25 protein-coding genes are annotated in these 25,779 nt (G+C 60.0%); 15 read left to right on the top strand and 10 right to left on the bottom strand.

Going from position 1 to position 25,779, the window contains the following annotated elements; translation table 11 throughout:
* Positions 1-106: 106 nt before the first annotated feature.
* The 5 genes from BLW02_RS11635 to BLW02_RS20215 all read left to right on the top strand — a co-directional run bounded on the left by BLW02_RS11635 (position 107) and on the right by BLW02_RS20215 (position 2,256).
* A complete protein-coding gene (locus BLW02_RS11635) occupies positions 107-667 on the top strand; it encodes a carboxymuconolactone decarboxylase family protein (protein ID WP_092698758.1) in 561 nt (186 codons plus the stop codon).
* 154 nt (positions 668-821) lie between these two features.
* Positions 822-1,028 (top strand): YgaP family membrane protein, encoded by a 207-nt coding sequence (locus BLW02_RS11630; RefSeq protein ID WP_092698756.1) that lies wholly within the window; start codon positions 822-824, stop codon positions 1,026-1,028.
* A 2-nt stretch (positions 1,029-1,030) separates the two neighbouring features.
* Positions 1,031-1,600, top strand: coding sequence for an RNA polymerase sigma factor (locus BLW02_RS11625; protein ID WP_092698754.1), 570 nt, complete (start codon positions 1,031-1,033; stop codon positions 1,598-1,600).
* A gap of 47 nt (positions 1,601-1,647) precedes the next feature.
* The gene (locus tag BLW02_RS11620) at positions 1,648-2,019 is read left to right on the top strand and encodes a thioredoxin domain-containing protein (protein WP_092698752.1); all 372 of its coding nucleotides are present in this window, start codon (positions 1,648-1,650) and stop codon (positions 2,017-2,019) included.
* Between the two features lie 9 nt (positions 2,020-2,028).
* Positions 2,029-2,256, top strand: a complete 228-nt coding sequence (locus BLW02_RS20215) for a GDCCVxC domain-containing (seleno)protein (protein ID WP_092698750.1) — start codon at positions 2,029-2,031, stop codon at positions 2,254-2,256.
* Between the two features lie 1,027 nt (positions 2,257-3,283).
* Here BLW02_RS20215 and BLW02_RS11605 read toward each other — a convergent pair.
* A complete protein-coding gene (locus BLW02_RS11605) occupies positions 3,284-4,339 on the bottom strand; it encodes a DMT family transporter (RefSeq protein WP_092698746.1) in 1,056 nt (351 codons plus the stop codon).
* A 109-nt stretch (positions 4,340-4,448) separates the two neighbouring features.
* On the opposite strand from BLW02_RS11605, the gene BLW02_RS11600 reads away from it, so the two are divergent.
* The 7 genes from BLW02_RS11600 to BLW02_RS11570 all read left to right on the top strand — a co-directional run bounded on the left by BLW02_RS11600 (position 4,449) and on the right by BLW02_RS11570 (position 10,869).
* Entirely contained in the window at positions 4,449-5,402 is a 954-nt protein-coding gene (locus tag BLW02_RS11600) for a chromate resistance protein ChrB domain-containing protein (protein WP_092698744.1), read from the top strand.
* Positions 5,399-6,562 (top strand): chromate transporter, encoded by a 1,164-nt coding sequence (locus BLW02_RS11595; protein WP_092698742.1) that lies wholly within the window; start codon positions 5,399-5,401, stop codon positions 6,560-6,562. Before BLW02_RS11600 ends, BLW02_RS11595 begins: the two co-directional genes overlap by 4 nt.
* Positions 6,563-6,580: 18 nt before the next feature.
* Positions 6,581-7,036: a chromate resistance protein ChrB domain-containing protein gene (locus BLW02_RS11590; RefSeq protein ID WP_092698740.1), complete on the top strand. Its 456-nt coding sequence runs from the start codon at positions 6,581-6,583 to the stop codon at positions 7,034-7,036.
* Positions 7,036-8,250, top strand: coding sequence for an MFS transporter (locus tag BLW02_RS11585; protein WP_092698738.1), 1,215 nt, complete (start codon positions 7,036-7,038; stop codon positions 8,248-8,250). Before BLW02_RS11590 ends, BLW02_RS11585 begins: the two co-directional genes overlap by 1 nt.
* Positions 8,251-8,570: 320 nt before the next feature.
* Positions 8,571-9,155, top strand: coding sequence for a hypothetical protein (locus BLW02_RS11580; protein WP_244273680.1), 585 nt, complete (start codon positions 8,571-8,573; stop codon positions 9,153-9,155).
* 26 nt (positions 9,156-9,181) lie between these two features.
* On the top strand, positions 9,182-9,778 hold the full coding sequence (locus tag BLW02_RS11575; protein ID WP_092698736.1) for a hypothetical protein: 597 nt from the start codon (positions 9,182-9,184) through the stop codon (positions 9,776-9,778).
* A 575-nt stretch (positions 9,779-10,353) separates the two neighbouring features.
* Positions 10,354-10,869, top strand: coding sequence for a DUF2726 domain-containing protein (locus BLW02_RS11570; protein ID WP_092698734.1), 516 nt, complete (start codon positions 10,354-10,356; stop codon positions 10,867-10,869).
* 19 nt (positions 10,870-10,888) lie between these two features.
* Here the strand turns inward: BLW02_RS11570 and BLW02_RS11565 are convergent, their stop codons facing one another.
* The 4 genes from BLW02_RS11565 to BLW02_RS11550 all read right to left on the bottom strand — a co-directional run bounded on the left by BLW02_RS11565 (position 10,889) and on the right by BLW02_RS11550 (position 13,264).
* Positions 10,889-11,134: a hypothetical protein gene (locus BLW02_RS11565; RefSeq protein WP_092698732.1), complete on the bottom strand. Its 246-nt coding sequence runs from the start codon at positions 11,132-11,134 to the stop codon at positions 10,889-10,891.
* A gap of 49 nt (positions 11,135-11,183) precedes the next feature.
* On the bottom strand, positions 11,184-12,485 hold the full coding sequence (locus tag BLW02_RS11560) for a Y-family DNA polymerase (protein ID WP_092698730.1): 1,302 nt from the start codon (positions 12,483-12,485) through the stop codon (positions 11,184-11,186).
* Positions 12,486-12,494: 9 nt separating this feature from the next.
* Complete coding sequence (locus BLW02_RS11555; RefSeq protein ID WP_092698728.1) at positions 12,495-12,884, bottom strand: LexA family protein; 390 nt, start codon at positions 12,882-12,884, stop codon at positions 12,495-12,497.
* Between the two features lie 104 nt (positions 12,885-12,988).
* Positions 12,989-13,264 carry a hypothetical protein gene (locus BLW02_RS11550; RefSeq protein ID WP_092698726.1) on the bottom strand — a complete coding sequence of 92 codons (276 nt, stop codon included), beginning with the start codon at positions 13,262-13,264 and terminating at the stop codon, positions 12,989-12,991.
* A gap of 69 nt (positions 13,265-13,333) precedes the next feature.
* Here BLW02_RS11550 and BLW02_RS19670 point away from each other — a divergent pair, with 69 nt between their 5' ends.
* From BLW02_RS19670 to BLW02_RS11535, 3 genes are read left to right on the top strand one after another with little or no spacing between them, the layout of a single operon-like run.
* A complete protein-coding gene (locus BLW02_RS19670; protein ID WP_139285365.1) occupies positions 13,334-13,972 on the top strand; it encodes a hypothetical protein in 639 nt (212 codons plus the stop codon).
* A 26-nt stretch (positions 13,973-13,998) separates the two neighbouring features.
* Complete coding sequence (locus BLW02_RS11540; protein WP_092698722.1) at positions 13,999-14,664, top strand: SOS response-associated peptidase; 666 nt, start codon at positions 13,999-14,001, stop codon at positions 14,662-14,664.
* Between the two features lie 56 nt (positions 14,665-14,720).
* Positions 14,721-15,179 carry a thermonuclease family protein gene (locus BLW02_RS11535; protein ID WP_244273679.1) on the top strand — a complete coding sequence of 153 codons (459 nt, stop codon included), beginning with the start codon at positions 14,721-14,723 and terminating at the stop codon, positions 15,177-15,179.
* Between the two features lie 42 nt (positions 15,180-15,221).
* On the opposite strand, the gene BLW02_RS11530 is transcribed toward BLW02_RS11535, so the two are convergent.
* From BLW02_RS11530 to BLW02_RS11510, 5 genes are all read right to left on the bottom strand, one after another.
* Entirely contained in the window at positions 15,222-17,324 is a 2,103-nt protein-coding gene (locus tag BLW02_RS11530; protein ID WP_092698718.1) for an ankyrin repeat domain-containing protein, read from the bottom strand.
* Positions 17,325-17,432: 108 nt separating this feature from the next.
* The gene (locus BLW02_RS11525) at positions 17,433-19,403 is read right to left on the bottom strand and encodes an AAA family ATPase (RefSeq protein WP_092698716.1); all 1,971 of its coding nucleotides are present in this window, start codon (positions 19,401-19,403) and stop codon (positions 17,433-17,435) included.
* 75 nt (positions 19,404-19,478) lie between these two features.
* Positions 19,479-23,246, bottom strand: coding sequence for an SNF2-related protein (locus BLW02_RS11520; protein WP_092698714.1), 3,768 nt, complete (start codon positions 23,244-23,246; stop codon positions 19,479-19,481).
* Positions 23,247-23,249: 3 nt separating this feature from the next.
* Positions 23,250-24,881, bottom strand: a complete 1,632-nt coding sequence (locus tag BLW02_RS11515) for an EH signature domain-containing protein (RefSeq protein WP_092698711.1) — start codon at positions 24,879-24,881, stop codon at positions 23,250-23,252.
* Positions 24,878-25,603: a flagellar motor protein MotB gene (locus BLW02_RS11510; protein ID WP_092698709.1), complete on the bottom strand. Its 726-nt coding sequence runs from the start codon at positions 25,601-25,603 to the stop codon at positions 24,878-24,880. The genes BLW02_RS11515 and BLW02_RS11510 overlap by 4 nt, the downstream gene beginning before the upstream one ends.
* Positions 25,604-25,779: the final 176 nt, after the last annotated feature.

Raw genomic sequence — 25,779 nt, 5'->3', positions numbered from 1 at the left:
CGATTGAGACGCTCGGTCAACTTCGTTGACCCTTCCACTCCTACGATGAAGCCGAGTCCATCGCAAACCCCTCTGCGATGGCCCCACCATCCCCAGGAGAAAACCCATGGCCTATCTCAAGACGCTGACTTCCGTCGTCCATGCCCAAGCGCAAGGACCCCAAAAGGAGATCCTCGACACCGCCCTCAAGCAGGTCGGCTTCATCCCCAACATGTATGCCAACATGGCAAATGCCCCGGCCATCCTGGACACCTACCTGAGCGGCTACGGCAAGTTCAGGGGCGAGTCGGGCTTCACGCCTGCCGAGCAGGAGGTCGTGTTCCTCGCCGTGAGCCTGGTCAACGGCTGCACCTACTGCGCCGCCGCCCACAGCATGATTGCCGACAAGGTCTCCGGTGTCCCCGGCCCGGTCCTGGAGGCGATCCGCCAAGGCCAGCCGATCCCCGACGCCAGGCTCGCCGCCCTCTACGAGCTGACACAGGACCTGGTCCGCACGAATGGCAAGCCGTCACGCGGCAAGCTCGATGCATTTCTGCAAGCGGGCTTTTCCGAAAGCCAGATCCTCTACATCGTCCTGGCCGTCGCCGTGAAGGTCCTGAGCAACTACTCCAATCACGCCTTCGGCACACAGGTTGACGAGCGCTTCGCCGCTTACAAGCTCACCTGAGCGCATCCCCAGGATGGCTTGGCCGGCCCCAAGTACCAACTTGCGAAAATGGCCTGCCGGTGAAATAAATGCCGGGCGCGCGAACCGTTTCAGCGCGGCGCCTCCTCTTAGTCACTGAGGACCGTCCTCAAACAAACTATCCAAGGAGCTCGCCATGTTCTACGTCAAAAATGTCCCCTCGTGGGAACGCATCCTTCGCCTCGTCATGGGTGCGATGGCCCTGGCTTTCGCCGCCATGAGCTGGGGCTCGCCCTTGGCCATGGCCGCGGGGGCCATGGGCGCGGTCCTCGCCATGACCGGCCTGGTGGGCTTCTGCCCGATGTGCGCCATGGTCGGCCGCAAACTCGACAAGGGGCATTGAGCATGGCAACGGCGGCTGACCACACGCCTCTCATCCTGGCCGCTCAAACGGGCGACCCGGCCGCCATCGGCCGCCTTTTGGCGGTGTGCCAGGCCGACGCCCGGCGCTACGCCCGCAGGCACTGCCACGCGAGCGACGTCGACGACGCCGTCCAAGAGTCGCTGCTGACGATCTCCCGCAAGGTCAAGGGCCTGAAGGCCGCAGCCGCTTTCTCCTCCTGGCTCTTCGTCGTCATCAAACGGGAGTGCCGGCGTCTCGAGCGCATGATGTTCAGGCATGAGCCGCTCGAAGAGGAAATCGCAGAGCAGCAGCTCGCCTGCCGCTCGGACGACGCGCTTCGCATCGACCTGGCGCACGCCCTGGAGTCCCTGCCAGCGCACTACCTCGAAGTGATACTGCTGCGCGACTTCGAGGAGCTCACCATCGCCGAGATCGCCGAGCGCCTCGACGAGAACGCCCCCGCGATCAAGAGCCGGCTGCATCGCGCGCGGGAATTGGTGCGGGAGTATCTTCTGGGGGGAGGCGGCGAACCCGCCGCGCAACCGAAAATCAAGGCCGGAGGCAAGTCATGAGTTGAGCTCCCATCGCAATCCTCGCCGTCGTCGCCCTACTCGCTTCCATGCAAGCACTGATGTGGTTTTGCGCAAAGCGAAGCGGCGGCCGGCCCGCACCCGACACCTCTGCCATCGACGGCCCAGCCTCGGGGGATTCGGGGCGGCTGCATTACTTCTTCTCGGCGAGCCGCGGGCCTTGCCAGGCGACGAGGCCGATGGTCGAAAAGCTGCGCGAGACCCATCGCAACCTGATGCCCGCCGACATTGCGCAGCGCATCGATCTGGCCAGGAAATTCGCAGTCGCCGGAACATCCAGCTTCGTTTTGATTGGGGGAGACACCGTCCGGGACGGTTCTGCTCGGGACCAGACCGAACGAAAATTTTCGCGGCTGCCCAGCGGCGTAGCCGGCGTAGCCGGCGTAGCCGGCGTAGCATAAGGCGACAACATGCAAACTCGCTCCGTCCTCACGTGCCCTCTGTGCGGCCACCAAGCCGAGCTGGAAATGCCCCTCGACGCTTGCCAGTTCTTCCATGAATGCGGCGAGTGCCACTCTGTCCTTCGGCCCCTCCCTGGCGATTGCTGCGTCTTTTGCAGCTACGGATCGGTCAAGTGCCCGTCGATGCAACACCCAGAGACAGGCGGGCCCGCGGGGGCTGGCGGCTGCTGCGGTTGAGCTCCCGCAGCGCGAAGCGCCGCTCGACTCCTCCGGGCAGGCGACCAGGCTGCGGCGTCTGACCCGCTTGAGCTGACTTCTTGGCCGGTCGGCCCGGCATTGCACCCTCAGCCGTCGCGCCCGGGAGCGCTCCACCCAAGGCCCTCGGGCGGACTCCACTGGGGCTTGCGCGCCAGGAAACCGTCTGCCCTTTTCCACGTCGGTCCCTGCCGGGCGTCTCGAACCGCTCGTCCGTTCGAAAGCTGTGCCCCCTGGACACTATTCGCATATTCATCAGAAGGTGGGGTTGGGGCTGGGGTTGGTCCCATGCTTGACGGTCAATGCGACCTTCTCGCGAGCCTTGTCCCTCGCCTTGACAAGCGGCAGGGGTATTTCGGGTCCCCGTTGGCCCCAGGCTAGCCCCACATCGATCTTGGGCTTCTTGCCTCGGACCATCTTCTCGACCACATATACCGATGCCCTGGCCCCACCCGGACAGCGAATCCGGACGGAGCCTTTCGGCTGGTGTCATAGACGAGATAATTAGAGCTATCGGTCGGCTGCCACTGTTCGAATTTCAACCCAGCCTTGGGCATCTTCATCAGAGACACCTTCTGAACAAGGTCTTCGGTCAGATCAAGATTCATGCCATCCCTTTCAGGCAGCTTGGCGGCAAGCTTGACAGATCAACGTGGCTTGTGAGAGGCGCAACGCAGGACAACATGGCTTGATAGAAAAAGATGGAATTCCCCTCTGAAAACATAGAAGACAAGGCAGTTTCCCAGAGGGAAAGGCCCAAGCTTGCGAGCGATCTGAGCGGTCACACCCCCATGATGGCCCATCATTCGCGCATTGCATCGCAACCCGCATGAATACTGGATTTTCAGCAGAACATCATTGAATTTGGCTCTGACTTGGCGGAGTTTGAAGCAGCCCGATAGACCCTGCTTCACAGGGAGGCTGTTTTACAGAGAGCCAAACGCCTCAAAAGCGGAACCGACTCCGCCAAAATGGCCTCGTTTTCCAAAAACTTGGCGGAGCGCTTGCCTCAGTGGGAATGCTGGTGGTGGGCGTCGGGGAAATGCGCGTGCTCATGCTCCATGGGCTCATGCCGATGCGGATGCGTGTGCTTCTCGTCGGCCTTCATCGCGAGCCCCGGAGCCCAAGGATGCGCATGCTGATGGTGCTCGTCGTGCGCGTGCTCATGCGCGTGCTCCATTGGCTCGTGGACATGGGCATGGGCGTGGCTCTCCGTCAAATGGAGCCAAACGCCAAGGCCCATCAATAGGCCGGCAGCCAAGAGCTTCGCTGTGATCGGCTCGCCGCCTGCCAGAGCGAGGATGGCCCCGAAGAAGGGCGCGACCGAGAAGTAGGCCCCGGTCCTGGCCGCACCCAGGTGGCGCAGGCCCACCACGAACAAGGCCAGGCTCACGCCGTAGGCCAGAAAGCCCACCAGCATCGCCGCTCCGATCGAAGCAGCCGATGGCAAGGCATCCCCGACGATCAGAGCCAAGGCGAGATTGACCGATCCCGCGCACAGGCCTTTGACTGATGCGATCCAGGTCGCATCGCTCAGAGAAACCTTGCGGGTCAGGTTGTTGTCGATGCCCCAGCAGAAGCAAGCCCCCAGGATCGCCAAGGCGGGCCAAAGTCCTGCGAAGTCCGCTTGCTCCGGCCAGCTCAGCAGCAAGGCTCCAGCGGCGATAGCGACCATGCCCAAGGCAATCCTGCGGTCGAAGTTCTCATGGAATGCGAACCAGGCCAGCAAGGCGGTGAAGACGCCCTCCGCATTGAGCAGCAGTGACGCGCCGGAAGCAGGCATGGCCGAGAGCCCTAGCATCAGCAGGACAGGGCCTGCCACCCCGCCGAAAGCAATAGCGCCGGCCAGCCACTTCGCTTCTCCCCTGGGAAGCCTCGCGGGAGCCGCTCTGGATGCTCTCCTGTAAGCCCAAAGGCCCAGACCGGAGCCCAGGTAGAAGATGCCCGCGAGCATCCACGGCCCCGCGCCTTCCAACAGCAGCTTGGCGAGCGGAGCGCCAGCTCCGAACAAGAGGGCCGCGCCCAATGCGGCTGCGATCCCAGGATTCGACTTCATGTGTTCCATGCCTCCATTTTCCCAGCTTGGACGGCGAGGATCGCCATGCAGCACGATGGTTTATGTATTTACATCTACAATATTGAAAATATCTCTACATACAAATAGATTATTCGACATGGACTCTTGGATCACCCTCATCACCAGCCTGCCCACAGAAAACGCCACCGCCCGCATGCGTGCTTGGCGAGCTATCAAGGCAACGGGCTCCGCATCCTTGCGCGATGGCGTCTACCTGCTGCCGGATCGCCCAGCATGCCGCGAAGCCTTCGAAGCCATCGCGGCCGATGTGCAGGGCTCGGGCGGAACCGCCTTGGTGCTGGGGGCTTCGCCCTCCGACGCTGCGGAGTTCGAAAAGCTCTTCGATCGCTCTGAGGCCTACGCGGAATTGCTGGCGGGCATCGCCGATGCCCGCTTGGCCCTCGATCCCGAAGAGCCCGCCGCCGCGCTCAAGCAGTCCGCCAAGCTCGCCAAGGCGTTCGACGCCCTGAGCGCCATCGACTACTTCCCAGGAGAGCCCAGGCGGCAGGCCGAGCAGGCCTTGCGGGAGTTCGAGGCCGCCGCCCGCGAGTTGGCGTCCCCCGGAGAGCCGACCGCATCGCAGGGAGCCATCGCGCTGCTCGACCCGAAGGACTACAAGGGCCGGACTTGGGCGACCCGCAAGCGGCCATGGGTGGACCGGCTTGCCAGCGCGTGGCTCATCCGCCGCCGCATCGACGCCAAGGCCAAATTCCTTTGGCTGGACGCGCCCTCGAAATGCCCAAAGTCCGCCCTGGGCTTCGACTTCGACGGGGCTGCCTTCACCCATGTCGGCGCGCGCGTGACCTTCGAGGTCTTGATTGCCAGCTTCGGACTTGACGATGCCGCGATGGGCCGCATTGGGGCGATCGTCCACTTCCTCGATGTCGGCGGCATCCAGCCGCCCGAGGCTGCCGGCCTCGAAGCGGTCCTCTCCGGACTGCGCTCGACTTTCGAAGACGACGACAAGCTGCTCGCCGCCGCCTTCGGCGTGTTCGACGGCCTGCTCGCCCATTTCCAACAAGACCCAACCTCCGTGAAAGCCAAGCCATGACTGCGCCCGCTGCCTCAGCCCCCTCTTACACCCTCTGGCAAATGGCCGCCTACTTCTTGCGGCTGGGCACCTTCGGATTCGGAGGTCCCGTGGCCTTGGTCGGGTTCATGCGCCGCGACCTGGTCGAGGGCAAGGCCTGGATCACCGATGCCGATTACAAGGAGGGCTTGGCCTTCTCGCAGATCGCGCCGGGGCCGCTGGCCGCCCAGCTCGCGATCTACCTAGGCTTCGTCCACCACCGCATCCTCGGAGCGACCGTGGCGGGCCTGGCGTTCGTGCTGCCCTCGTTCCTTATGGTCGCGGCCATCGGCTGGGCCTACCAAGCATTTGGCGGGCTGCCCTGGATGGCGGCCGTCTTCTACGGGGTCGCCGCCGCCGTGGTCGGCATCATGGCCATCGGGGCCCACAAGCTCGCCACCAAGAGCCTGGGCAAGGACAAGCTGCTGTGGGCCATCTTCGCCGCGCTGGCGGCCGTGACCATCGCCACCCAATCGGAAATCGCCTGGCTGTTCATCGCCGCAGGCGTCCTGGTCTGGATCGTCCGCCGCAAGCCCAAGCCAGGAGCCAATGCGCTCTCCATCGCCGCTCCCGCTTGGCTGGCCCCATTCTCGGGAGCCTTCTCCGACCCGAGCCTGCTGGTTCAAATCGGCATCTTCTTCGCCAAGGCAGGGGCCTTTGTGTTCGGCTCGGGCCTGGCGATCGTGCCTTTCCTCTACGGCGGGGTTGTGACCGAGCACCATTGGCTGACCGACCGGCAATTCGTGGACGCGGTGGCGGTGGCCATGATCACGCCGGGGCCCGTGGTCATCACCACCGCCTTCATCGGCTACATGGTGGCAGGCATGCCGGGAGCCATCGTGGCCGCCGCAGGCACCTTCCTGCCCTGCTACCTGATCACCATCGCCGCCGCGCCGAGCTTCCGCAAGTGGGGCAAGAACCCCTCCGTGATCGCCTTCGTGGATGGCATCACCGCCGCCGCGGTGGGGGCCATCGCGGGATCGGTGGCGGTCATCGCCTCGCGCTCGGTCAATGACATCCCCACCGCAGCACTGGCCATCGCCGCCACGGCCCTGTTGTGGCGCTTCAAGAAATTCCCCGAGCCCCTGCTGGTGCTGGCTGCCGCCATCGCTGGCATGGCCCTCTACCCGTTGACCCACTGACCCAAACAGGAGGCCGCCATGAAATGGATCACCCGCGAACGCCCGAAGATCGACCGCATCGCCTGCCCGTGGCTGGTCGCGCGCTTCATCGACCCCGATCCCGAATTCCTCTATGTCCCATCCGCCGATGTCGCGCGCATCGCGGCCGAAACCGGAGCCATCCCCTATGACGTTCCCGGAGCCGAGCTGGGACATCATGGCGAGCTGTGCAGCTTCGACGCTGTGATCGAGCGCTACGGGATCGCGGACCCTGCCATCGCCAAGCTCGCCTTGATCGTGCGCGCCGCCGACACCGGACGCCCAGAGCTCGCCAAGGAAGCCGAGGGCTTGCTGGCCATCTCACGCGGGTTGTCGATCAATTTCCAAGACGACCACGCGATGCTAGCGCAAGGCATGGTCGTCTATGACGCACTCTATGCGGCTTGCGGTGGCGACATTGGCCAAGCGAAGCCGAAAGGGCTGGCGGTCGCTTGATGGGCCATTGGCTTCTGCCGACAGGCGCGCATCCTTCCGCCGCACCGCTTCTGCTGGGGCGGGCGCTGCGAGCCTTCGCGGACGGCTATGTGGCCGTGCTGCTCCCCGCCTACCTGGCCGCCTTGGGCCTGGGAGCCTGGGAGGTGGGCGCGCTGGCCACGGCTACGCTCTTGGGCTCGGCCCTGGCGACCATCGCCATCGGCGCCTGGGGGCATCGCTTCCACCATGGGCGGCTGCTGCTTGGGGCGGCTTTGCTCATGGCCGCAACCGGCTTCGCGTTCGCGGCCAGCTCGGCGTTCTGGCCCCTGCTTCTGATCGCCTTCGTCGGCACGCTCAATCCCAGCTCAGGGGATGTGAGTCTCTTCCTGCCCCTGGAACACGCCCGCATCGCCGAAGCTGCGGAAGGCGAATCCCGAACTACCTTGTTCGCCCGCTATAGCCTGATGGGCTCGCTGCTGTCGGCGGTCGGAGCATTGGCTGCCGCATTGCCTGGCTGGCTCTCCTTCCACGCAGGGCTCTCCCAGCTTGCCGCCTTGCGCAGCATGTTCGTCCTCTACGGGGCCATAGGCCTGGCCGTTTGGGTTCTCTACCTTCGGTTGCCCAAGCCGCACGAGGAGGAGCGCAAGCCTCCGGCTCACCTTGGCCCTTCTCGAAAGACCGTGGTCCGGCTGGCGATGCTGTTTTCTGTGGACTCGTTCGCGGGAGGACTGGTGGTCAATTCCTTGCTGGCCCTTTGGCTGTTCCAACGATTCGACATGTCCGTGGCATCGGCCGGGCAATTCTTTTTCTGGTCGGGGCTTTGTTCGGCCGCCTCGCAACTTGCGGCTCCAAAACTTGCGCGCCGCATCGGCCTGCTCAACACCATGGTGTTCACGCACATCCCGGCGAGCGTCTGCCTGATCGCAGCGGCGTTTTCATCGAACCTGCATGCCGTGTTGGCCCTGCTGATCGTTCGCTCGCTGCTCTCGCAAATGGATGTCCCCGCGCGCAGCGCCTTTGTGATGGCGGTGGTCACGCCTGCAGAGCGGGCAGCCGCAGCTAGCTTCACCTTAGTGCCTAAGAGCCTGGCATCGGCAGCCGCTCCCACCATTGGCGGAGCCCTGTTTGCCGCAGGGCTCCTGGCGACTCCTCTGGTCGCATGCGGAGTCCTCAAGATTTCCTATGACCTCGCTATCTGGCGCGCGTTCCGAAAGCATGAAGCTCCATCGTCTTGATGGTGATCAGACGAATACCTCCGAATCCAAAAGCTCGGCGAAGCATCAAATACTTGACGTTGGCGCCAATTCAGCGGAGTTGCCACGCGCTGTGGAACTCCTCCGAAAAACTGATCCCACGATTTGGGCAAAATCCAGCCTAATGACACGACAAAATTCCACCGCAAGCAGTCCTTTGAATACCCAGGAGCCACAGCTGAACAGCCCTGCTCATACTCCTGTTATGGCCCACTACCCACGGGCGACTTAATTTTCATTGACAAACAGAAGATGGAAACTCTAGGGAGTCCCCCTATGGTCCCCAACGATCGTGCAGGCAAATGAAGGCGCTTGACGACAACGCCGCCATGAGAAGCGACGCTCTCGACGCCTACCCTCCACTTCTGCGAAGCATGCTCGCAGGGCAAGAATTCATGCCCTTGATCCGCAGCGCGGAGCGCCCGAAACATCGATCCGACTGGCGCGCTTTCCTGCGCGATCTGACCCGCCTTCCGCCCTCCTCCTCAGTCCTCTCTGAGGCCTTCCATACGCAATGGCATGTCTGCCATCACAGGTTGCGCGAGCTGGTTGAAGACGACGATCTGATGCTCGACGCGGCATGGGTTTGGCTGCCTCGCTACAAGGGGCCGGGTCTTGATCTTTTCCGTGGCGAGAACATCGATCGCTTCGAGGCCGGACAAATTGGATCGGCGTGGTCGGACAAGCATGAGACCGCTAAAACCTTCGCCAGCGGCCTCAACGCCGTGGGCATGGGCGGAGTGATCCTGCGGGCCGTCGTCCCTGCCCACGCCATCGTCGCCGGACCGTCGGCGCACTCGTCCTACTTGGGCGAATCAGAGTTCACCATCGACACCCGCAGGCTCGGTCCAGTCTCAATCATCGCCCGCTTCCCGCCCAGCCATTGATGGTCGAAGAAAGCTGAAAATGGGCCATGGCCACTTTCAGATTCACCTTGCCCGAGCGCGGCACAAAGCGCGAAGTCTCTGTCGAAGTCAGCGATGATCTTCTCCAAGAAGACGAAGAGCACATCAGCACGTATTCCCAGAGGTCAACTTGGTGGGGAAGGCTTCCACAGTGGCTTCGTCCTGCGGACCTCGACCGCCGTTGGGATTGGACGCTGGTTGAGGCGCGCAGGGCAAAGGCCGAACTCAAAGTCTCAATTTGGGTGATGAGGCCCATCGGAGCCTTGGCCCCTGAGCTTCCCACCCTTGGCGTCTTGATTCTTCAAGAGGCGGGCGCGAAGGACTTGAGCGGCAATCCACTCGTTCTTGTAAATCTTATCGGCATCCATCCGAAATGTAGATCGATGGGCTTCTGGTTGTTGCGTCGGCCCGGGAAAGTGAGGGGCGTGGCTCACGCGTTGTTGAAGTTCGCCTCGGAACGCGCTAAGAGTAAGGGCAGCATCGGCGGCATCGGACTCGACGCCGTCGGACGTTCGACGTCCCTCTACGAGAGCTTGGGACTCGAACGAAAGCGCGAGGGGGACAAAGGGGATGGAACGAAATACTACGAAGGCTTTGTCAAGTGATGTGCAACAACCATCCTCGCGTGACGCCAGTCCGTTGACGATCAGCGAGGCTAAGTTCCAAAAGGAGTTGGACCTCCTCATCGAAGCCACGCCCGAAATGGATTGCCCCAACTTGCGGCGACCCGATTGGCTAACCGGTGGCCGCGTTGACGAGCCGTCGCCGCCGCGAAGCAGGACGGGCCGATTGGCCCGGTCGCTAGCTGGCTTCATAGCGAGGCTTGGGCTTCGTTGATGACCGTGCCGAACGGCCGCGAACGGTCAGCGGCGCCTCAGGCATGCTTCACCGCCACGCGAGAGGCCATCCCAAAGAAAAGTCCGCCGAGCTTGCGCATCGGGCGGACTGGAAACCATCGCTGTCATTGCAATGGCCCCGCTCAGGGAGGTGAAGCAGGGGAACTTGCGTTCAGACGCAACTATAGCTGCCATCGGAAGTGGCGACGAGTCGCATCGGCCGACAAGGAGATGACAGGCGGTTCATCGATTCGCGTCGCCCATATTGACCAGGCAACCTGGCTTTGGGAGTGTTTTCGCCTATCGGGCAAATCCTTTGCCCGACATGACATCGGGAGCACCTCTTGAGCACAGCATCAACCCTTCTTCCATTGGCGGCCATTGGCGTAGCCGCCATCGGTGGTTTCATTTTCATTTCGAAGCTCAAGGCCGCGCAACAGCAGCAAGCCGAAGAAGAGCAGGACAACGAGCCGCTGAGCTACAAAGCAAAACCCATCCTCACGCCAAACGAACTTGAATTTCTTGGAAGGCTGGAAGCCGCCGTTCCAGAGCTTCGCATTTGCCCGCAAGTGTCCATGGGCGCTCTACTCGAACCCGCCATATCCAAAAAGGAAAACGGCAAAAAATGGCTGGCAACCCGAGGCACGTTCAAACAGAAGATGATCGACTTTGTGGCCATGGATCGAAAGACTGGCGCCGTCATCGCCATCATTGAGCTTGACGACAAGACCCACGACGCAGACAAGGATGCCAAGCGAGACGCAATGCTGCATTCCGCCGGCTACAAGACGGTTCGCTGGAACTCGAAGAACAAGCCTGACACCGCAACGATCAGAGCTGAACTACTCGGAACTTCATGACTTGGTGACGGGCAAGGCCCTAGTCACCCTCGTCCCCGTTGCGCCGCTTGACCTCCTGCTCAGCCTCTTCGAGCAGTTCGTTCTCGTTGTTGAGCTCCTCGTCTTCAGCGTCCTCGACCGCGACTTGCCCAAAAAGCTCGCGAACCCCCGGGCTATCGTCGTCTTCGAGGTGAATGCAAACGTTGCCGTCCTCGTCGTCTTCAAGAAATGCATGCCACATGGAGCCTCCTTTGCCATGAATCGAGTGCGTGATGGTCGCAGCCATCAGCGCGAATTAACCACGCCGACATTCTCCATGCTCACGGTATTCCGCTTCACGACCTGGCGATCGGCATGTCGTCCCATTCGGTCGTGTATGCCGGGGTGCGCCTTTGTTGCTTCATCGACCAATCCCTTGGGGTCTGGCCGATCTTCGCGCTGCCAACCTTGATCGAGCCCCTGCCCCATCGGTCATTGACCGAGTCGAGGGCTTGCATGAGTCGGGCTTTGTCCCTGCCGGCCTCTGGTTCTTCCAGGCACAGCTCGAATTGCTCTTGGGCAGCAGGACGAAGCTCCATCAACATCACGCCTGCCTTCGCCAGCTTGAAGCCTGGCTGATAGATCGCACGAAGGCCAAGCAGGGCCGCATCGACGATGGCGGATGTGTCTGAGCATGGCCTGCGAAGGGGGACGATGATCGAGCGGGAATACTGCGGGTCTTTGCGAAAGGGGCTTGTGCGGATGAACACCAGGACATCGCCAGCATGACTCGACTGCGAGCGAAGTTTCTCCGCAGCCCGCGACGCAAATTCAGATACCGCTTCGACAAGGGGGCCATAGGCCTCAACAGGCCGCCCGAACGATCGGGTGCAAGCAATCTGCTGTTTGGGCTCTGCTGGATCGTCCAAAGAGATGCAGGCGACGCCACGAAGCTCCCGAACAGTCCGTTCGACCATGACCGAAAAGCGAGCTCTGGCGGTCGCCGGATCGAGCCGGGCAAGGCCTGCTGCGGTCGCGATGCCGCCCTCACGGAGTTGCTTGCCAATGCGAGGACCGATGCCCCATATGTCGCCGACATCTGTCGCCTCCAGCAGCTCATCGACCTGGCTCCGTTCGAGCTTAGAGAGGTCGCAGACCTGGGCGTGCTCAACCGGGTAGCTGCCAGGCTTTCGCTCAGCAGACTTTGCGACGTTGTTGGCGAATTTGGCCAGCGTCTTGGTGGGGCCGATCCCGACACAACATGGGATGCCGATCCAACTCAGGATGCGGGAACGCATGGCCATGGACCGGGCCTTCAGGTCGCCTCGAACGCCATCCAGGCCGATGAAGCTCTCGTCGATGGAATAGATTTCTTGCGTGGGTCCAAGCCCCGCAGCAAGGCTCATCATCCGATCGGACATGTCGCCATAGAGCGCGAAGTTCGCCGAGAGGGCAACCAGGCCATCGGATTCTTCCAAGTGCCTAATCTCATGCCAGGGCTGGGCCATCTTGACCCCAAGAGCCTTGGCTTCGTTTGAGCGGGCTATGGCACAACCATCATTGTTCGAAAGCACAACGACAGGGATGCCTTCAAGCGAGGGCCGGAAGACCCTCTCGCACGAAACATAGAAGTTGTTGCCATCGACCAAAGCGAACATGGGCGCCACTCATGCTTGCAGCGATTTGATGGCGTGCAGAACCACGCCCCAGACTTCGACCGACTGGCCGTCGCGCGGAACGATGTCGGGGTAGCAAGGGTTTGCGGCTTTGAGTTTCATCCGCCCTGCCCTCATCCAAAGCGATTTGCAGACGAACTCGCCTTCGACGATCGCAATCACCACATGCCCGCTGCGTGGCGGTATCGCCCGGTCCACCACCAGCACGTCGCCATCGAAGATGCCTGCCTCGCGCATCGAATCCCCGCGAGCTCGCAGCAGGAAGGTCGCCTGGGGATGTTTGATGAGCTTGGCCGTCAGGTCGATCCGCTTTGCCCCAAGGTCTTCTGCCGGCGATGGAAAACCCGCCCGCACGCTCGCTACCAACTCATGCAGGAGCATGGGCGAGCCGCCGGCCGGAATGGGCCTGTCAGCGCACAAGTTTGGTTGAAAACTGTATATTTGCACATGCTGAGTTTACATCCAGCATCAAACCATGGATAGATTCAATCCGCCTGTGAAAATTGCCCCCAAATTTCAGCTTGCCGTCGCCTCAACCTGCTCAGATAGTCTTGCCACTCCTTCTCATCGAGGTCTTTCGCATCGCGGAACCGAAGAGCTCTGCCCATCTCGCTAGTCCACTCAGCCTCTGCATGCAGGCATGCTTCGACATCGGCGTCGCAACCAATCTGCGCGCAACGCTCCCTGACCCACTCAAGGTCGACTAAGCTGGCGCGCTTTGGCAATTCTGGAATTTTTGCAATGCTGGAACCTGTCGACATATCGCCTTCAATGAGTTTGAATAGATGGAATAAGCCATCTCAAAACCAATTCAGCCTGTCAACTTCGCGATGCCAAATAAACGACTTTTCGATGCAAACAAAACTCGAATTCCAAAGGAATTCCAAATCGAGCGCCTAAAACCACCAAACAAAACCATCGAGCTGATCCATACAGCCGGCGACAAAAGCGAATTCAAGATAGTGGTTTCGGAAAACGGAAAGATGCAGCGGTCAATTCCAATACGCGACCCAGAAATGGGAAACGCGATCGCCTCCGGACAACCTTACATATTCCAACTTTTGCAAAGCAAAAACGAGCAGGGCTTGACCAACGAGCTCGCTGGCATCGCTTGCGAGCCAATCAGCTCAATTGTTGATAGCCTGAGAACCGAGCATTGCAACGTCACATTGAGTGTGACTGATGAAGCAGGCCGGCCTCCAAACTGCGATTTCTCGCTCACTTTGCGAATGATGTCAGACACCGTCTTTCCGAAACAAATGAGCAACTTCGTCTCCAATCCAGCGCTAGCGAATGGCATCTCCAACGGGATGAGGCCGCTGATGACGGCATTGGCGTTGTCTCCAGCGATTTGGAACCACATTCTGAACAACGACCCCATGCTGATCAGCGAAAGGGAAAAGCAATTGATATTGGCTGCGATTCCGCTTTTGGCTGCTGTGAAAGTCAAGCCGAGCAAATCAATCTGATGCGTGCGGAAAGTTAACATCCTCGAATGTGCGCGCATTACGAAGGCATCAAAGACCCGAAAACCTACGCCGAACGGTATTCGGCGGCCCCTCCCCAGGAGGCGGGCAAGGTTGACCTCTGGCCAGGCTATTTGGGCTCTTACATCCGAAGGCATCCGCATGCCGATGTCGGCGATGAGGCCGTGCCGGAACGCGAGGCTGTCATCGGATCGTTCGGACTGATCCCGCATTGGGCGACCGATGCCAAGCTGGCACGCAACACCTACAACGCCCGCAGCGAGACGGCTGCCTCGAAGCCCAGCTTCCGCGACGCCTGGAAGAAGGCCAGGCATTGCATCATCCCGGCCCAAGCCATCTACGAACCGGATTGGCGAAGCGGCAAGGCCGTGTCCACACGAATCGAGCGAGCCGATGGCCAACCCATGGGCATCGCGGGCCTGTGGGATTCATGGAAGCAAGCCGATGGAAGCTGGCTTCACAGCTACACGATGCTGACCATCAACGCCGACCATCACGATTTGATGAAGGCATTCCACAAGCCGACTGACGAAAAACGGATGGTGGTCATCCTGCCCGAAGCCGCCTATGGCGACTGGTTAGCGGCATCGGCAGCCGACAGCATGGATTTCATGCAGCCCTATCCCTCGGATCGAATGGCAGCAATCGCCCCAGCAGCCCAAGGCCTGTTTTGAACCCGTCTCGCGTCCTTGGCCGATGGCCCAAATCCCTCGCCATGGCGTCGCTATGCATGGCGACGATGGCCGCAGTTGCCGATACGCTGGATGGCAAGGTCGTTGGCGTATCCGATGGCGACACCGTGACCCTGCTCACTGCCGAACATCGTCAAATCAAAATTCGCATCGCGGGCATCGACGCCCCCGAGAAGGCGCAAGCCTTCGGCCAGGCAGCCAAGAAAGCCATGTCGGCGTGCGCATTCGGAAAGGCGGCCAGCGTCGAATGGAAGAAGCTCGATCGCTACGGCCGGACCATCGGCCAGCTCTCGGTCGATGGCGTCGATTGCGGACTTCGCCAAGTCGAGCTGGGCCTAGCCTGGCATTACAAGGCCTATGAGCGAGAGCAGGCTCCGACTGACAGGCAGGCCTATGCCGAGGCCGAAAAAGCGGCCAAAGAGGCCGGCAAGGGGCTTTGGAGCGATCCCAAACCCCAGCCGCCTTGGGAGTTCAGGCATTCCAAGGCATCTCATTGAAAGGCAGCCGGCTCAGACTGCCTCTCCAATGGTTGTCGCTGATCAGCCGCCTTTGTCCTTGGCGGCCTTTGCGCGAGCTTCAGCAATGATTTTGTCGCCCTCAGGCTTGCCCATCTTCGCCCTTGCCCACTTCATGTCGAATTCGACATGCTTGTTTGGATTATCAGGATCGTCTTTGAAGGCCCATCGGCCAATCGCGCCCAAATGCCCGCCTTTGGCGCGGTAGGCCTTTGCCGCCTCGAGAAGCTCAATTGGAATTTCCTCTTCGCCAGGCGTTCCCACGGTGGTTCCGGGTTGCGAAGCAGGCGGTGGCGGCGGGGTCGGCTCAGTCGGGCCATCCCCATCGTTGCGTCCTTGCTGATCTTGACCCTCGCCCGGCTTGCCTTGCTCCTCTTCTTGTCCTTGCAATGCTTCCATGAGCCCCTTGAGTCCAGAAGACATTTCGATCTTTTCCAACACCACGTCCTCGCCAGCTGGATAAGGCTCTTCGCTCAATCCCCACTCGACAGCAATCAGCCGGCACTTGTCGCCAAGGGCCACGCAGCAAACGTCCGCATCCACATCGGAAAATGCATCCTCTGGCATTCCAGGCCCGGAAAAAAGGCCTTGCGAAAGCTGCATCGCAAAGCTCAACAGGGCGAACCCAAGGGCTCGGCCTTCGACGCCATCGCGGACTTTGCGGCGGTTGAGGATGTGGATGGCAACCCGAGTCGAAAGGACATCAGGGATCTCCGCACCTTTGCGCGGGATGCCCAAGAATGGATCGCACCAGCCTGACTGGACAAACAGGGACAACTGAGTGGTGGCGGCCAAACGCGCGACCCGCCCAAAGCAGCTCTTTTCAAGTTCCCAAAGGCTCCCTTCGGCTAGCAAGGCATTCATGTCGACAGGTTCGTCTTCATTACCCGCCACCAATTCGCGCAAGCCAGGCGAAAGAGTCCACTCTTTCAAGACATCTTGCGCAAGCCCTTCTTGACCAGGGCTTGGAATGAAGCCCAGAAACACCTTCGCAGCGAACTCCTTGTGGAAGCTGTCCATGGCAGGCATGACATGGCTGGGATCGAACAGGTAGGCGAATCGAAGATCATTCTTGAAGATATCAACGACCTCAGGGCTGTAGAACTCAGGCCGGCCGAAGAGGTTGTTGCGGATCGCAAAGCCAAGCGTCAACTGGTAAAGCCGCTTGAGGTATTGCTCTCCATTGGAGCGATCGAAGCCGCTGTCGTCTCCGTCCTCTGGCTCGTTTACGTAGAAGCCTCGAATTTCGTCGAGCTCCCCTTTGATCTGCAGGAGGGTTCTCGCCAAATTTTCCGAAGGCGAGAGTTCGGTCGATTCGCCATCGGCTTCATCCCCCGATTCTTCATCTTCCCGTTCCGCTTGGCGAATGAACTCTTTGAGCTCTTCGATTCGAGCGGCCCTCAGCTCCGAAGGTTCCTGCGCGTTCAACTGCTCCAGCAATGAATATGGCGTCGCCCCATCCTTGGATTGGGCGAACGGGTTGGAGCCCGCGTCGAGCAGCAGGCCATAGGTTTGATCTTGGGCTTCGCCCCAGCCGACCGTGGCGCACAAGTAAGCGAGCGCGGTGTCGCCATTCGCATTGGCCGCGTCGACATCTGCGCCATGTTCAAGCAGCCACTTGACGGCTCTTGGATAGCTTCCGGGAGCAACTTGGGTCGACGCGAATTTGTGCAGGGCCGTCATGCCCGTGCTTGGGTTGGGCTCGTTGATGTCGAAGCCCGACCAGACGAGAAATCGGGTAACGGCGAATTCATCCTTCAAGCCTTGATAGGCATGCTTGTTGTAAGCGGCAGCCGACACCAACGGAGCGGCTTTTGGCAGCCCCGCGCGGTGGATCGCCATGGCGGCAAAAATCTTGTTGTCGCGAAGGTCGTAGACCATCGCCTGCATAGCCTCCGGAAATTTTTGGGACTGGACCAGCTCGGCATAGCGATCCAGATACGGCTCCGATCCGCCCAGCTCCTCGTCGGCTTCCACGGCGAACTGGCAAATCTGCGCCCAATCGTCGTCGTCCTCGAACTCGCCGCTGAGATCTCCGTAGTAGAGCAGCATCTTGAGCCGGTCCAAGTCGCTTCCACCGGACATCTGAGCCAACAGCGATTCAATCTTTTCCTGAGCGTTTGCCATGCCGTCTCCTTTGTTGATGTTTCGTTAGTCTTCCCAAATTAGTGATTCCTAGCGCCTGTCGCTCAAAGCAACCGCCCTCGGATGTTTAGCTTCGATGACCGCCCCCAGTCATGAGAGCAAGGCGTTGAACGCGGCGAAGACTTTTTCGGCCCTTTCAAGAGTGGCCAAGACTGCCGGCGAGTCGCCATCAAGAATCTGCGGGTTGTCGAGCAGCCAACGGGCTGGGCCGAAGTGGTCGAACTCGGCAACCTCTTGGGGCATGAGCTTGAAAAGGGCTTCGGCCTTCTTGACGATGCGCTCGGTCTCGGATGCCGCAAGCAACGCATCCTTGGTGACTTCTTTGCCCGCTGGGGGCTTGTAGGCTCCATTGAGAATTTCAGCGAACAAGGCCGGATCGAAGAGGTCTTCAACATCGGCTTCCTGCTGGCCCACAAAGTCTGCTGCAGTGAAGAAGCGGCCGGCTTTGAGGATTTGCTCCTTCTTGACCGCCTCGATCTTCTTCTTGTCCGAGTTGGCCACATCGGAGAGAACGGCGATGTCGATGTGATTGCCCCCGAACAGTCTGACGAACGGTGCGATCTTGTCGATTCCGCCCGATGGGCACAGAGTCCAACGACGATCCATTCCTTCGCGGTTGCGTTTTCGAAGGGCCTGCGAAAGCGTCTGCAAGTAGAGGATGTCGGATGGACCTTCCACCAGCCAGGTATGCGAGCCGATGAACATCGACTGGGTAACCTCGTATCCCAAGGCCCCCTGCAGCGGGAATAGCGTGTCGTCGCTGACCTCCAAGACATCCGCGTGGATCTTGGTTCCTTTGAGATCCGGACGCCCGGTTTTCGGGTTGTAGTGGATGACATCCTCGACGATCCGCACATCGTTCAAGCGGTCCATCGGAACCATGAAAGGCGAATGGGTCGTGAAGATGACCTGATGGTCGGGCAGCAGGCGTTCGACGATGTAACGCAACAAGTCGCCCTGGGCTTTGCCATGCAGAGTCAGGCCAGGCTCATCCAGCAGAATGATCGCGTTGCTTTCGGTCTTCTTGAGTTGCTTGAATTGGGCCAGGAATGAGAAAAACCAGACGAAGCCAGCGCTGCGTTCTGACAATGGCAATGTCGCCTTGTGATTGGTGTTGCGGATTCGGATATCCGCGACGATCCCGGTATTGAACGGAGAAGGATCGCTAGGCTTGCCCGAGTCGATTTCGATGACCACTTCCAGCGCGTTGTTCTGGCTCCAAAATTGGAAAATTTCCTCGGTGATCTCGTTGCTCGCCGCCTCACACTTGGCCTTGAGAGCCTCGCGACGATCTGCTGCGATGAGTTCTTCCAGCGTCGTCCCAGCGTATTCCAGGAACGAAAGAAAAATCTTGTCGCCTACGTCAACCTTGTTTTGCTGCCGATCTTGTTGAAGCTTATTGAGCGAGACCATCCCCGACATGCGTTCGAAGTGGGAAGTGAAGAAGAACCGGGGCTGCCGCGGCTCCAGGATGTCAATGACGCCCAAGATAAATCGCGACTTCCTTACCTTCCTGATGTCTTCAAGCAACGCGGTTTGCTTGGCCGATGGTTCAGTCAGACCTGCAAGAGCTTTCTCGGCGCCTTGTCCGTCTGAGACGTTGTGCAAGACATTTCTATCTGTCGCATCAAGGGCATGCTTGCTGACCAAGTGCTCCAAGCATTTCGCCTCGTCGACCTCGATTACCCAACTTCGTTTATCGTCGTCATATCGGAATCCATAGTGGACCTGGAAGATGTCGCTCTTAAGAACCCCTGGTCCGAACCGCTTTTCGACGGCAGCGATATCGGCAGCCTCAAGCTTCCACCAAGTCCGGATGACCTCGGCCTCCCCATTAGGATGGCGATCGTCAAAGCGTGTGGAAAAACGGCGCGGATAGTCGATGGTCTCGTCGATCTCAAAGTCTTGCGACTTTGACGGCCTCAACGCCCTAAGCGCGCTAAGGATGGCCGTCTTGCCCGCCTCGTTTTTGCCAACCAAGCAAGTGAGCGCGCCAATTTCGAAAGCGCCGCTGTCTTCAACCGAGCGGTAGTTTTGAACCTGAGCCTTGACCAATTTCATGGGTTTCCTCCTTCAATGTTGGTTTTGTTGGCTATCTCAATAATGTTTCAGACCTTCATCCTGTTTGTCCGTTGCTCAGCGCGCCCAACCCGCCATCGCGAACCGATCTAGCTCGCCTCTTTTGGTTGGATGTTTCGAAAGCAACTCAGCCAAATCGCCACCGTCGATTAAGCTCACATTCAATAGTGACGCTTGCTGACGAGCTGCCTGGTTGAACCTGCGATTCGTCGCGGCGACAAGCTCGAACGCCACGCCCGGATATCGAGCGGCGTAAGCCGCCGCCCCGGCCGACACATCCTTTATGGCTTCCCACCCCATTTCTTTCCCGTCGACGCCAGAGCTCTTGCACTGGATAAGCGCGCCTCGATTGCCATCGATGGCCACGACATCCACTCCGCCATCGCCGGTCCTCGGCGTCTTCAAAGTGCGAGAAAAGCCTTGCTTGCTCCAGAGCAACGCGCAGAAGGCTTCGAACGCATCCGGGCCAAGCGAACCAAGATCGGCAGGATCGAAGAGCTCTTCGCTGAATGGCGATCCACCGCCCGGCGACTGGATGTCGGCAAAGTCGGAGGGGTTGATGTCCCCTGACCCGTTGAGCATGTCATGCGAGAGCCCTCGCTTGCGCTCGAGCAGCAGATCGAGCTTCTCGTCGAACGTCATGAAGTCGCCGCCCACAACCACCGGGTAGTAGACGTGGACATCCTTCTTCTGTCCTATGCGGTAGGCCCGATCCGTCGCTTGGTCTTCCTTGGCCGGATTCCAGGTCCGCGTGTAGTGGATGACATGGTTTGCGGCCTGGATGTTGACGCCGAACCCCACCGCCAGTGGCGACAAGATGATCACGCCGAAACCATCTCCTTGCTGGTAGGCATTGATGCGGGCCTGGCGGTTGTTCGAGGAGCCTGATTCAGTGGAGGTGTCGCCATTGATCACATCAGGAACGAAGCCGAACACCTCGGAGATGGCCCGCTGGAGGACCCGTTGCAAGTCTCGGAATTCGCAGAAGACAATGACCTTGTCGCCTGATCCAGAAGATTGGATTTCCTTGAGTCGCCTTAGCATCCAGTCCATCTTCGGAGAAGCCTTCTTGATAGCCTCCACCGTCTCATCGGTCGTCGCAATATGGCCGGGCGGGCGCGGATCCGAACACAATCGGCGCAGGTATTGGAGCAAGCCCAAAGGCGACTGGAGGCTGCTTCCTTGGCCTGGGCCGCGAGACTTGAACTGCGCCACAGCGTCCGCGTAGAGAGCTCTTTGGCGTTGGGACAACGGCAACTTGCGGCAGCCCTCATTGTGGATTTTTCTGGGCAGATCCTTGGCGACCTCGGCCTTTGTTCGACGAAGCTTTTGCGGTTCGATCAACTCCCGCAGCTCCGCGACCCTGGCCTCCGCTTCCGCGTCCCCTTCGGCCTCGATAGGCCTGCGGTATTTGCCGCCGAAATCCTTCAAAGACCCTAGCAATCCTGGCTGCACGAAATCGAACAAGCACCAAATGTCGGCGAGCGTGTTCTCGACCGGCGTTCCCGTGCATGCGATCTTGAGCCTGGCGTTTTGCTTTTTGGCCGCCCGCGTCACCATCGCGTTTGGGTTCTTGATTTTCTGAGCCTCGTCGCAGACCATGACCGACCATTTCTGCGCGGCCAACGAAAACTCCAAGTCGCGCAGCGTCTCGTAGGTGGTCAAGACCACCTTTGCGTCGCCAAGCCATCCGGGCGTCAGCAGCTTTGGCGATCCGGACTCCAACAGCCCATCATCAAAGGAAGACTTCGGCGCCCGCTTTGACGCGAGATTCGAGCCGTATAGCGTCAGCACGTCCATCGTTCCATCGACGAAGAACTTTTCAATCTCTGCTTTCCAGTTGTCCAGCAGCGAAACCGGCGCGATGACGAGGAATGGATCGACCAATGGCTCAGACTCGATCAGCGAAGCCATGAATGCCAGCAGTTGAATGGTCTTGCCCAAGCCCATGTCATCGGCCAGCAGGGCTCCTCGGCAGGCAGAAGGAGAGTGCCTCCACATCTTCTGCAACCAAGCCAGTCCCTCAAGCTGATGATCTTTGAGCTCGATGCCCGCGCGAAGGCTTGAAGGCATGGAGAGCGGACCGGCATCGGAAGACAATTCCCCTCGCCGCTCCTCGTAGTCGAGCCCATCCACATTGGGCTTGACCACCAATCCCTTGCGCTCAACCGGCCGCCTTTCTGTCTTGTCCTTTTTTGGGTCGTAGTTGCCGCCCTTGACTTCATCCTTGACACGGCCAAGCGTGTCGAGAGCCTCCTTGGCCCAGCCGGTGGGCACGGGTTTGGGACAACCCGGAAACGTAAAGCTGTCGCGCTTCTCAACTTCCGCCTGCTCAACTTCCTTGCGAAACTTGTCCAGGTCGCGACCGTCCAATGGAATGGCGACCGCCTCGCCATTGGCATCGGTGAACCAAAGTCCCAGGTCGATGTTCTCCGGAACCCACCCTGCTTCATCGCTCTTCTTGGAAATGAATGGCGAGTAGTAGGGCTTCTCAACTCCAAAGCCGCCAATGCGATCGGAATACAACGAGAGGTCGAAGATGTCCGTGGCTTTGATCTTGCGAGGCTGAGACATCCGGCCGAGCGCGGATCGCAGCTTGGCGAGCTGGTCTGGCGTGTCTCCCAGGATTTCGAGATCGAATCCCTTCCAGTGGCAGCATTGGGCGCCGGCCACCACGCGAGCATCCAGCTTCGAAATGAAGGCCTCGAGCTCCGCAGCCGATTCGAACTTGACGCGCTCAGCAACCAGCTTGCCTTCGAAAAACTCTTCGATCAGCAAGCCCGTTTCGCACGGAAAGCCTGATTGGTCGTCGACGACAACCGCCGAAAACTTGGCAAACACGATGCCAGCGTCTTCGCGAGCCCGCTCGAACTGATCGGGATCGATCATCAAGTCGGCCGAGGGCCCGAGCGTGGCGAATGGGTTGCGCAGGAACGCTTCCGCACGAGCGCCAGCGACGCGCCGGCCTGGCATGCGATGAATCTCAGTCAGAACAGCCTTGGCATCCTCCGACAGAAGCACGTGGACCATGCCATCGCCGTCAGGAATTTCATACCGATCCTGAACCGACTGGAATCGGTCGAAAACTTCGAGCCATCGATCTGGCGAGCCGTCGAAGCCAGGCAATATCTCCACCATGTCCTGAGCGCCGGAACCGCCCTTGCGCATCTGGATGTCGATGCGCTCCGGCGTCAGCACAACAGTCTTGGACAGGAAGCCGGACAGCTCGGCATTGGCCGCGATCGCCAACCTGCGGATGCGCGACCACTCCTGCTTGTTTTGCTCGTGAGTCCTCTGAACCCCCTTCTGCGAACGCATCGAAGCGATAGCCTCAACCGTCCGCCAGGCCGCCTCGGACAAAATGCAGTCTGACCCATCCTTTGACGCAACAGCGCCCTTCAAATCCAGAGCTCCAGGCACCCGTTCACCTGAAGGATCGACCCACCCGTCAATCCGGATCGAGAAGTCTGCATCGGCGAGGCCGCCTGAGCTCGAAAGGATTGGGCTCCATGGCTTCTGAGCGGGAAGCTTCAAAATGGGCAACGATTCCGCATGGGCAGGAGAGCTGGCGAGCTGAAAGTAAGACTCCCAATCCACGAAGGCATCGCGATCTGGCACCGATGCGAAACCTTCGTCAACCAACTGCCTGAGCAGCAATGCGAGTTCGGCATCGCGGTCGAAGTCTCCTGGCCTATCCAGCCAGGCATCCACCGCAGGTTCAGGTTGAAAACGGACGCCAGAGCGATCCCAAGAGATGTTGATCGAAGCCTTCGAGCCCTGCGCCGCAGGTTTTGCCGAATCTTTCGAGCCAAACCATCGAATCATCGATCACTCCTTGAACCAACCGCGCGTCGATCTGCGCACCATTCCCAGGGCCGACAGCTGCCTCGCGATCGGCGCGAGCTTGTCATCCGGCGTCAACTTCAAGGAACCACCGTTCGCTCGCGTGTCCACGACCACGATGTCGCGGCCATTCAATAACTTTTCGAGATCGGGGACGCATGCAGGACGCTCATCTGGATTCACTCCGAGCACAGGCAGCAGGTCGTCGTCAAACTTCTGCTCCCAGCTCTTCAAAGCAGTCGGAGCATCCATGTGGCTCTTTTTGAACACATTGGCTCTCGGCTTGAGGCTGAAAATGTCGATCGACTCCCTAGCCCTTCCCGAACTCAAAGCGTTGGAGACGGCCCTCGGCAGCTTCTCCCATTCAAGCAGGAAGAAGGCATTGCCCTTGGAGCCAAACTCGATAGCCAAATATGGACCGATGCGCATCACAAAGGCATTGTTGTCGCCTGTGGTCCCCTCAAGATCCAATAGGCGGCCCTTCGCCCGGTCGCGAAACTCGCGGAAGCTCGAATCGTTACGACTCTGCGCGTAAGGACCAAGCGCGAACCACATGTCATCGACGAATGGAGCAAACCGCAGCCAATATGCCAGCCGCCTCCGATCTCCGGCTCCTTCGGCGCTGAGCAACTCAAAGAAGTCCTGGATGAGCCGGCCTTTGAGCCAGCCAAACACCATCTCGCGAGCCTGTTGATCTGGCCGGCCATCGTCCATGACCACATGGGCGTCCCAATTGGCCCTGCGAAGCCATGGATTGCCGATCACGCCGACCGATGCGTCTCGAAGCCCAGGATGCTCAGGCGCAGCCGAAGACTTCGCATACCGCGACACAAGCAGCGCGATGCACTTGATCTTGAGCCGCTCGCCAACCTTGACGCCCAGTTGCCCGGTGGCGATTTGCAAGAGGCTCGGCAAAGCCTCCTTGAAGCGCCGATCGTCCAGCCTGGCCGCAGCCCTCATCTGGGCCAGCACAGCGGCTTCCATGACCCACGAATCGGCTTCTATGGCCAAGCAGCTTCGGGCATCGTTGAGCCCGGCTGGGTCGCCACGCAGCAAATCGGGGCCAAACTTGTCGCATGGCTTGTCGGTCAACAGCTCCGCATGGCGATCGAGGCCATCGAACCACTGCGGCCGGTTGTCGAGCTTGCCCAGCAGAATCAATCGCTGGCGGTGCAGCCATGCCCGCAGCTCCTTCCAACCTGCTTCGGCATTCGCGTCTGCCTGGCTGAGCGGAAATGAGAAGTAGGCCGATAGCAGCGCCTGGAAGCAACGAAGCTTGCGATGCAAGGCTTCCTGCGAATCCGCCAGGCCAATTGCCGCCCTGCGCAGCCTTTCATCAGAGAGGATGCACCAGCCGCGCGAGTCCATCGACCCGACGCCAAGGCAGACGTATTTGAGCTCGCGGAAGCTCGGAACCTTGCCGCTGCGGCGAAAGTCTTCCACCGACGCCATGATCGTCCGACGATCGACAGCGATCGAGGCTCCGCCATGGTCGCGAATCACCTTCTCTTTGGCCAGCTCAATCCCCCTGGTGTCGAACCAAGTATCCGGATGCCTTGCCGGGGCTGCAAAGACCCGATGGAGGCCAGACTGAAGCTGCTGGAGGGCGGGAATCATCTTTGATCATTCGGGCAAGTCTTGCCCGGATCCAATGGAATGTCCGGGACAGGATCGGCCTTTGAGCCGAAGTCCCGAAACTCAAGCTTGATTTCCACCCTGCGCATGCGGGCAGCGCCATCGTTGTCGGCGGTGTTGAAGGACGAGCCTCCGACAAGGAATAGCGTTTGGATCAGCTTCCGGTCCGCCTCGGCAATCGCATCGGGCGCCTGGGAATTGAGCAACGCGCACAATACCCGCTGGGACCGCAGATAGCTGAGGTTGAGGTTGTAGAGGTAGTTGCCCGCGCGGCTCGCAAAACCTTCGACCACCACTCGCTTGAGCCAGGCCTCGCAGCTCTGGGCCCTGGCTACCTTCAACACCTCCGGAACGAAGGAACGGATGAATTTCTCATCTGCGGGCTTTTCGAAGGAATGCAGGCCGTTGGCGAACTGGACGACAGTGCCGAAGTCAATTGAATTGCCATGGACAGTCACGCCCTTGAACTGGGGCTGATCGGTCACGCCCTTCACATCGGCCAAGCATTGCTCGATGGTCTTCTTGCGCAGTTCGATGGTGTCGTCGATGGTCTTCTGCTTCTGCGTGATGGCCATGAGAGCGACGGCCATGGACACAAGGAACAAGACCATCAGCGCTGTCATAAGGTCGGAAAACGAAATCCAAAAGGGCTTCTCCCCTTCGTCCCGACCGCGCCTCGCTTTGGATGATTTCAGGCCGAACATCGCTCATCACCTGCGAGTTGGCTGGGGAATGTCGTCGAGAACATCGCCAAGGTTCTTGATTGCGCTTGAAAGCAGCCCAACCCCCGATGGCCAGGTCAAATTCCCCCACCCTTGGCCACCCCAAATTCCCCCAGGCAGGACGACCAGATTATGACGACTCGGGTGTGATGGCGATG

The organism is Acidovorax soli, from assembly GCF_900107605.1.
Taxonomy (GTDB): Bacteria; Pseudomonadota; Gammaproteobacteria; order Burkholderiales; family Burkholderiaceae_C; genus Acidovorax; species Acidovorax soli.
Note: the sequence above shows the minus strand (reverse complement) of the source record. Positions and strands in the feature narration are given on the sequence as shown.

Bases quoted from the DNA above. Each gene is read 5' to 3' on its own strand.
- BLW02_RS11635 (WP_092698758.1), top strand. From the start codon at position 107: ATGGCCTATCTCAAGACGCTGACTTCCGTCGTCCATGCCCAAGCGCAA.
- BLW02_RS11630 (WP_092698756.1), top strand. From the start codon at position 822: ATGTTCTACGTCAAAAATGTCCCCTCGTGGGAACGCATCCTTCGCCTC.
- BLW02_RS11625 (WP_092698754.1), top strand. From the start codon at position 1,031: ATGGCAACGGCGGCTGACCACACGCCTCTCATCCTGGCCGCTCAAACG.
- BLW02_RS11620 (WP_092698752.1), top strand. From the start codon at position 1,648: ATGCAAGCACTGATGTGGTTTTGCGCAAAGCGAAGCGGCGGCCGGCCC.
- BLW02_RS20215 (WP_092698750.1), top strand. From the start codon at position 2,029: ATGCAAACTCGCTCCGTCCTCACGTGCCCTCTGTGCGGCCACCAAGCC.
- BLW02_RS11605 (WP_092698746.1), bottom strand. From the start codon at position 4,339: ATGGAACACATGAAGTCGAATCCTGGGATCGCAGCCGCATTGGGCGCG.
- BLW02_RS11600 (WP_092698744.1), top strand. From the start codon at position 4,449: ATGGACTCTTGGATCACCCTCATCACCAGCCTGCCCACAGAAAACGCC.
- BLW02_RS11595 (WP_092698742.1), top strand. From the start codon at position 5,399: ATGACTGCGCCCGCTGCCTCAGCCCCCTCTTACACCCTCTGGCAAATG.
- BLW02_RS11590 (WP_092698740.1), top strand. From the start codon at position 6,581: ATGAAATGGATCACCCGCGAACGCCCGAAGATCGACCGCATCGCCTGC.
- BLW02_RS11585 (WP_092698738.1), top strand. From the start codon at position 7,036: ATGGGCCATTGGCTTCTGCCGACAGGCGCGCATCCTTCCGCCGCACCG.
- BLW02_RS11580 (WP_244273680.1), top strand. From the start codon at position 8,571: ATGAAGGCGCTTGACGACAACGCCGCCATGAGAAGCGACGCTCTCGAC.
- BLW02_RS11575 (WP_092698736.1), top strand. From the start codon at position 9,182: ATGGCCACTTTCAGATTCACCTTGCCCGAGCGCGGCACAAAGCGCGAA.
- BLW02_RS11565 (WP_092698732.1), bottom strand. From the start codon at position 11,134: ATGGCTGCGACCATCACGCACTCGATTCATGGCAAAGGAGGCTCCATG.
- BLW02_RS11560 (WP_092698730.1), bottom strand. From the start codon at position 12,485: ATGTTCGCTTTGGTCGATGGCAACAACTTCTATGTTTCGTGCGAGAGG.
- BLW02_RS11555 (WP_092698728.1), bottom strand. From the start codon at position 12,884: ATGCTCCTGCATGAGTTGGTAGCGAGCGTGCGGGCGGGTTTTCCATCG.
- BLW02_RS11550 (WP_092698726.1), bottom strand. From the start codon at position 13,264: ATGTCGACAGGTTCCAGCATTGCAAAAATTCCAGAATTGCCAAAGCGC.
- BLW02_RS19670 (WP_139285365.1), top strand. From the start codon at position 13,334: ATGCCAAATAAACGACTTTTCGATGCAAACAAAACTCGAATTCCAAAG.
- BLW02_RS11540 (WP_092698722.1), top strand. From the start codon at position 13,999: ATGTGCGCGCATTACGAAGGCATCAAAGACCCGAAAACCTACGCCGAA.
- BLW02_RS11535 (WP_244273679.1), top strand. From the start codon at position 14,721: ATGGCGACGATGGCCGCAGTTGCCGATACGCTGGATGGCAAGGTCGTT.
- BLW02_RS11530 (WP_092698718.1), bottom strand. From the start codon at position 17,324: ATGGCAAACGCTCAGGAAAAGATTGAATCGCTGTTGGCTCAGATGTCC.
- BLW02_RS11525 (WP_092698716.1), bottom strand. From the start codon at position 19,403: ATGAAATTGGTCAAGGCTCAGGTTCAAAACTACCGCTCGGTTGAAGAC.
- BLW02_RS11520 (WP_092698714.1), bottom strand. From the start codon at position 23,246: ATGATTCGATGGTTTGGCTCGAAAGATTCGGCAAAACCTGCGGCGCAG.
- BLW02_RS11515 (WP_092698711.1), bottom strand. From the start codon at position 24,881: ATGATTCCCGCCCTCCAGCAGCTTCAGTCTGGCCTCCATCGGGTCTTT.
- BLW02_RS11510 (WP_092698709.1), bottom strand. From the start codon at position 25,603: ATGTTCGGCCTGAAATCATCCAAAGCGAGGCGCGGTCGGGACGAAGGG.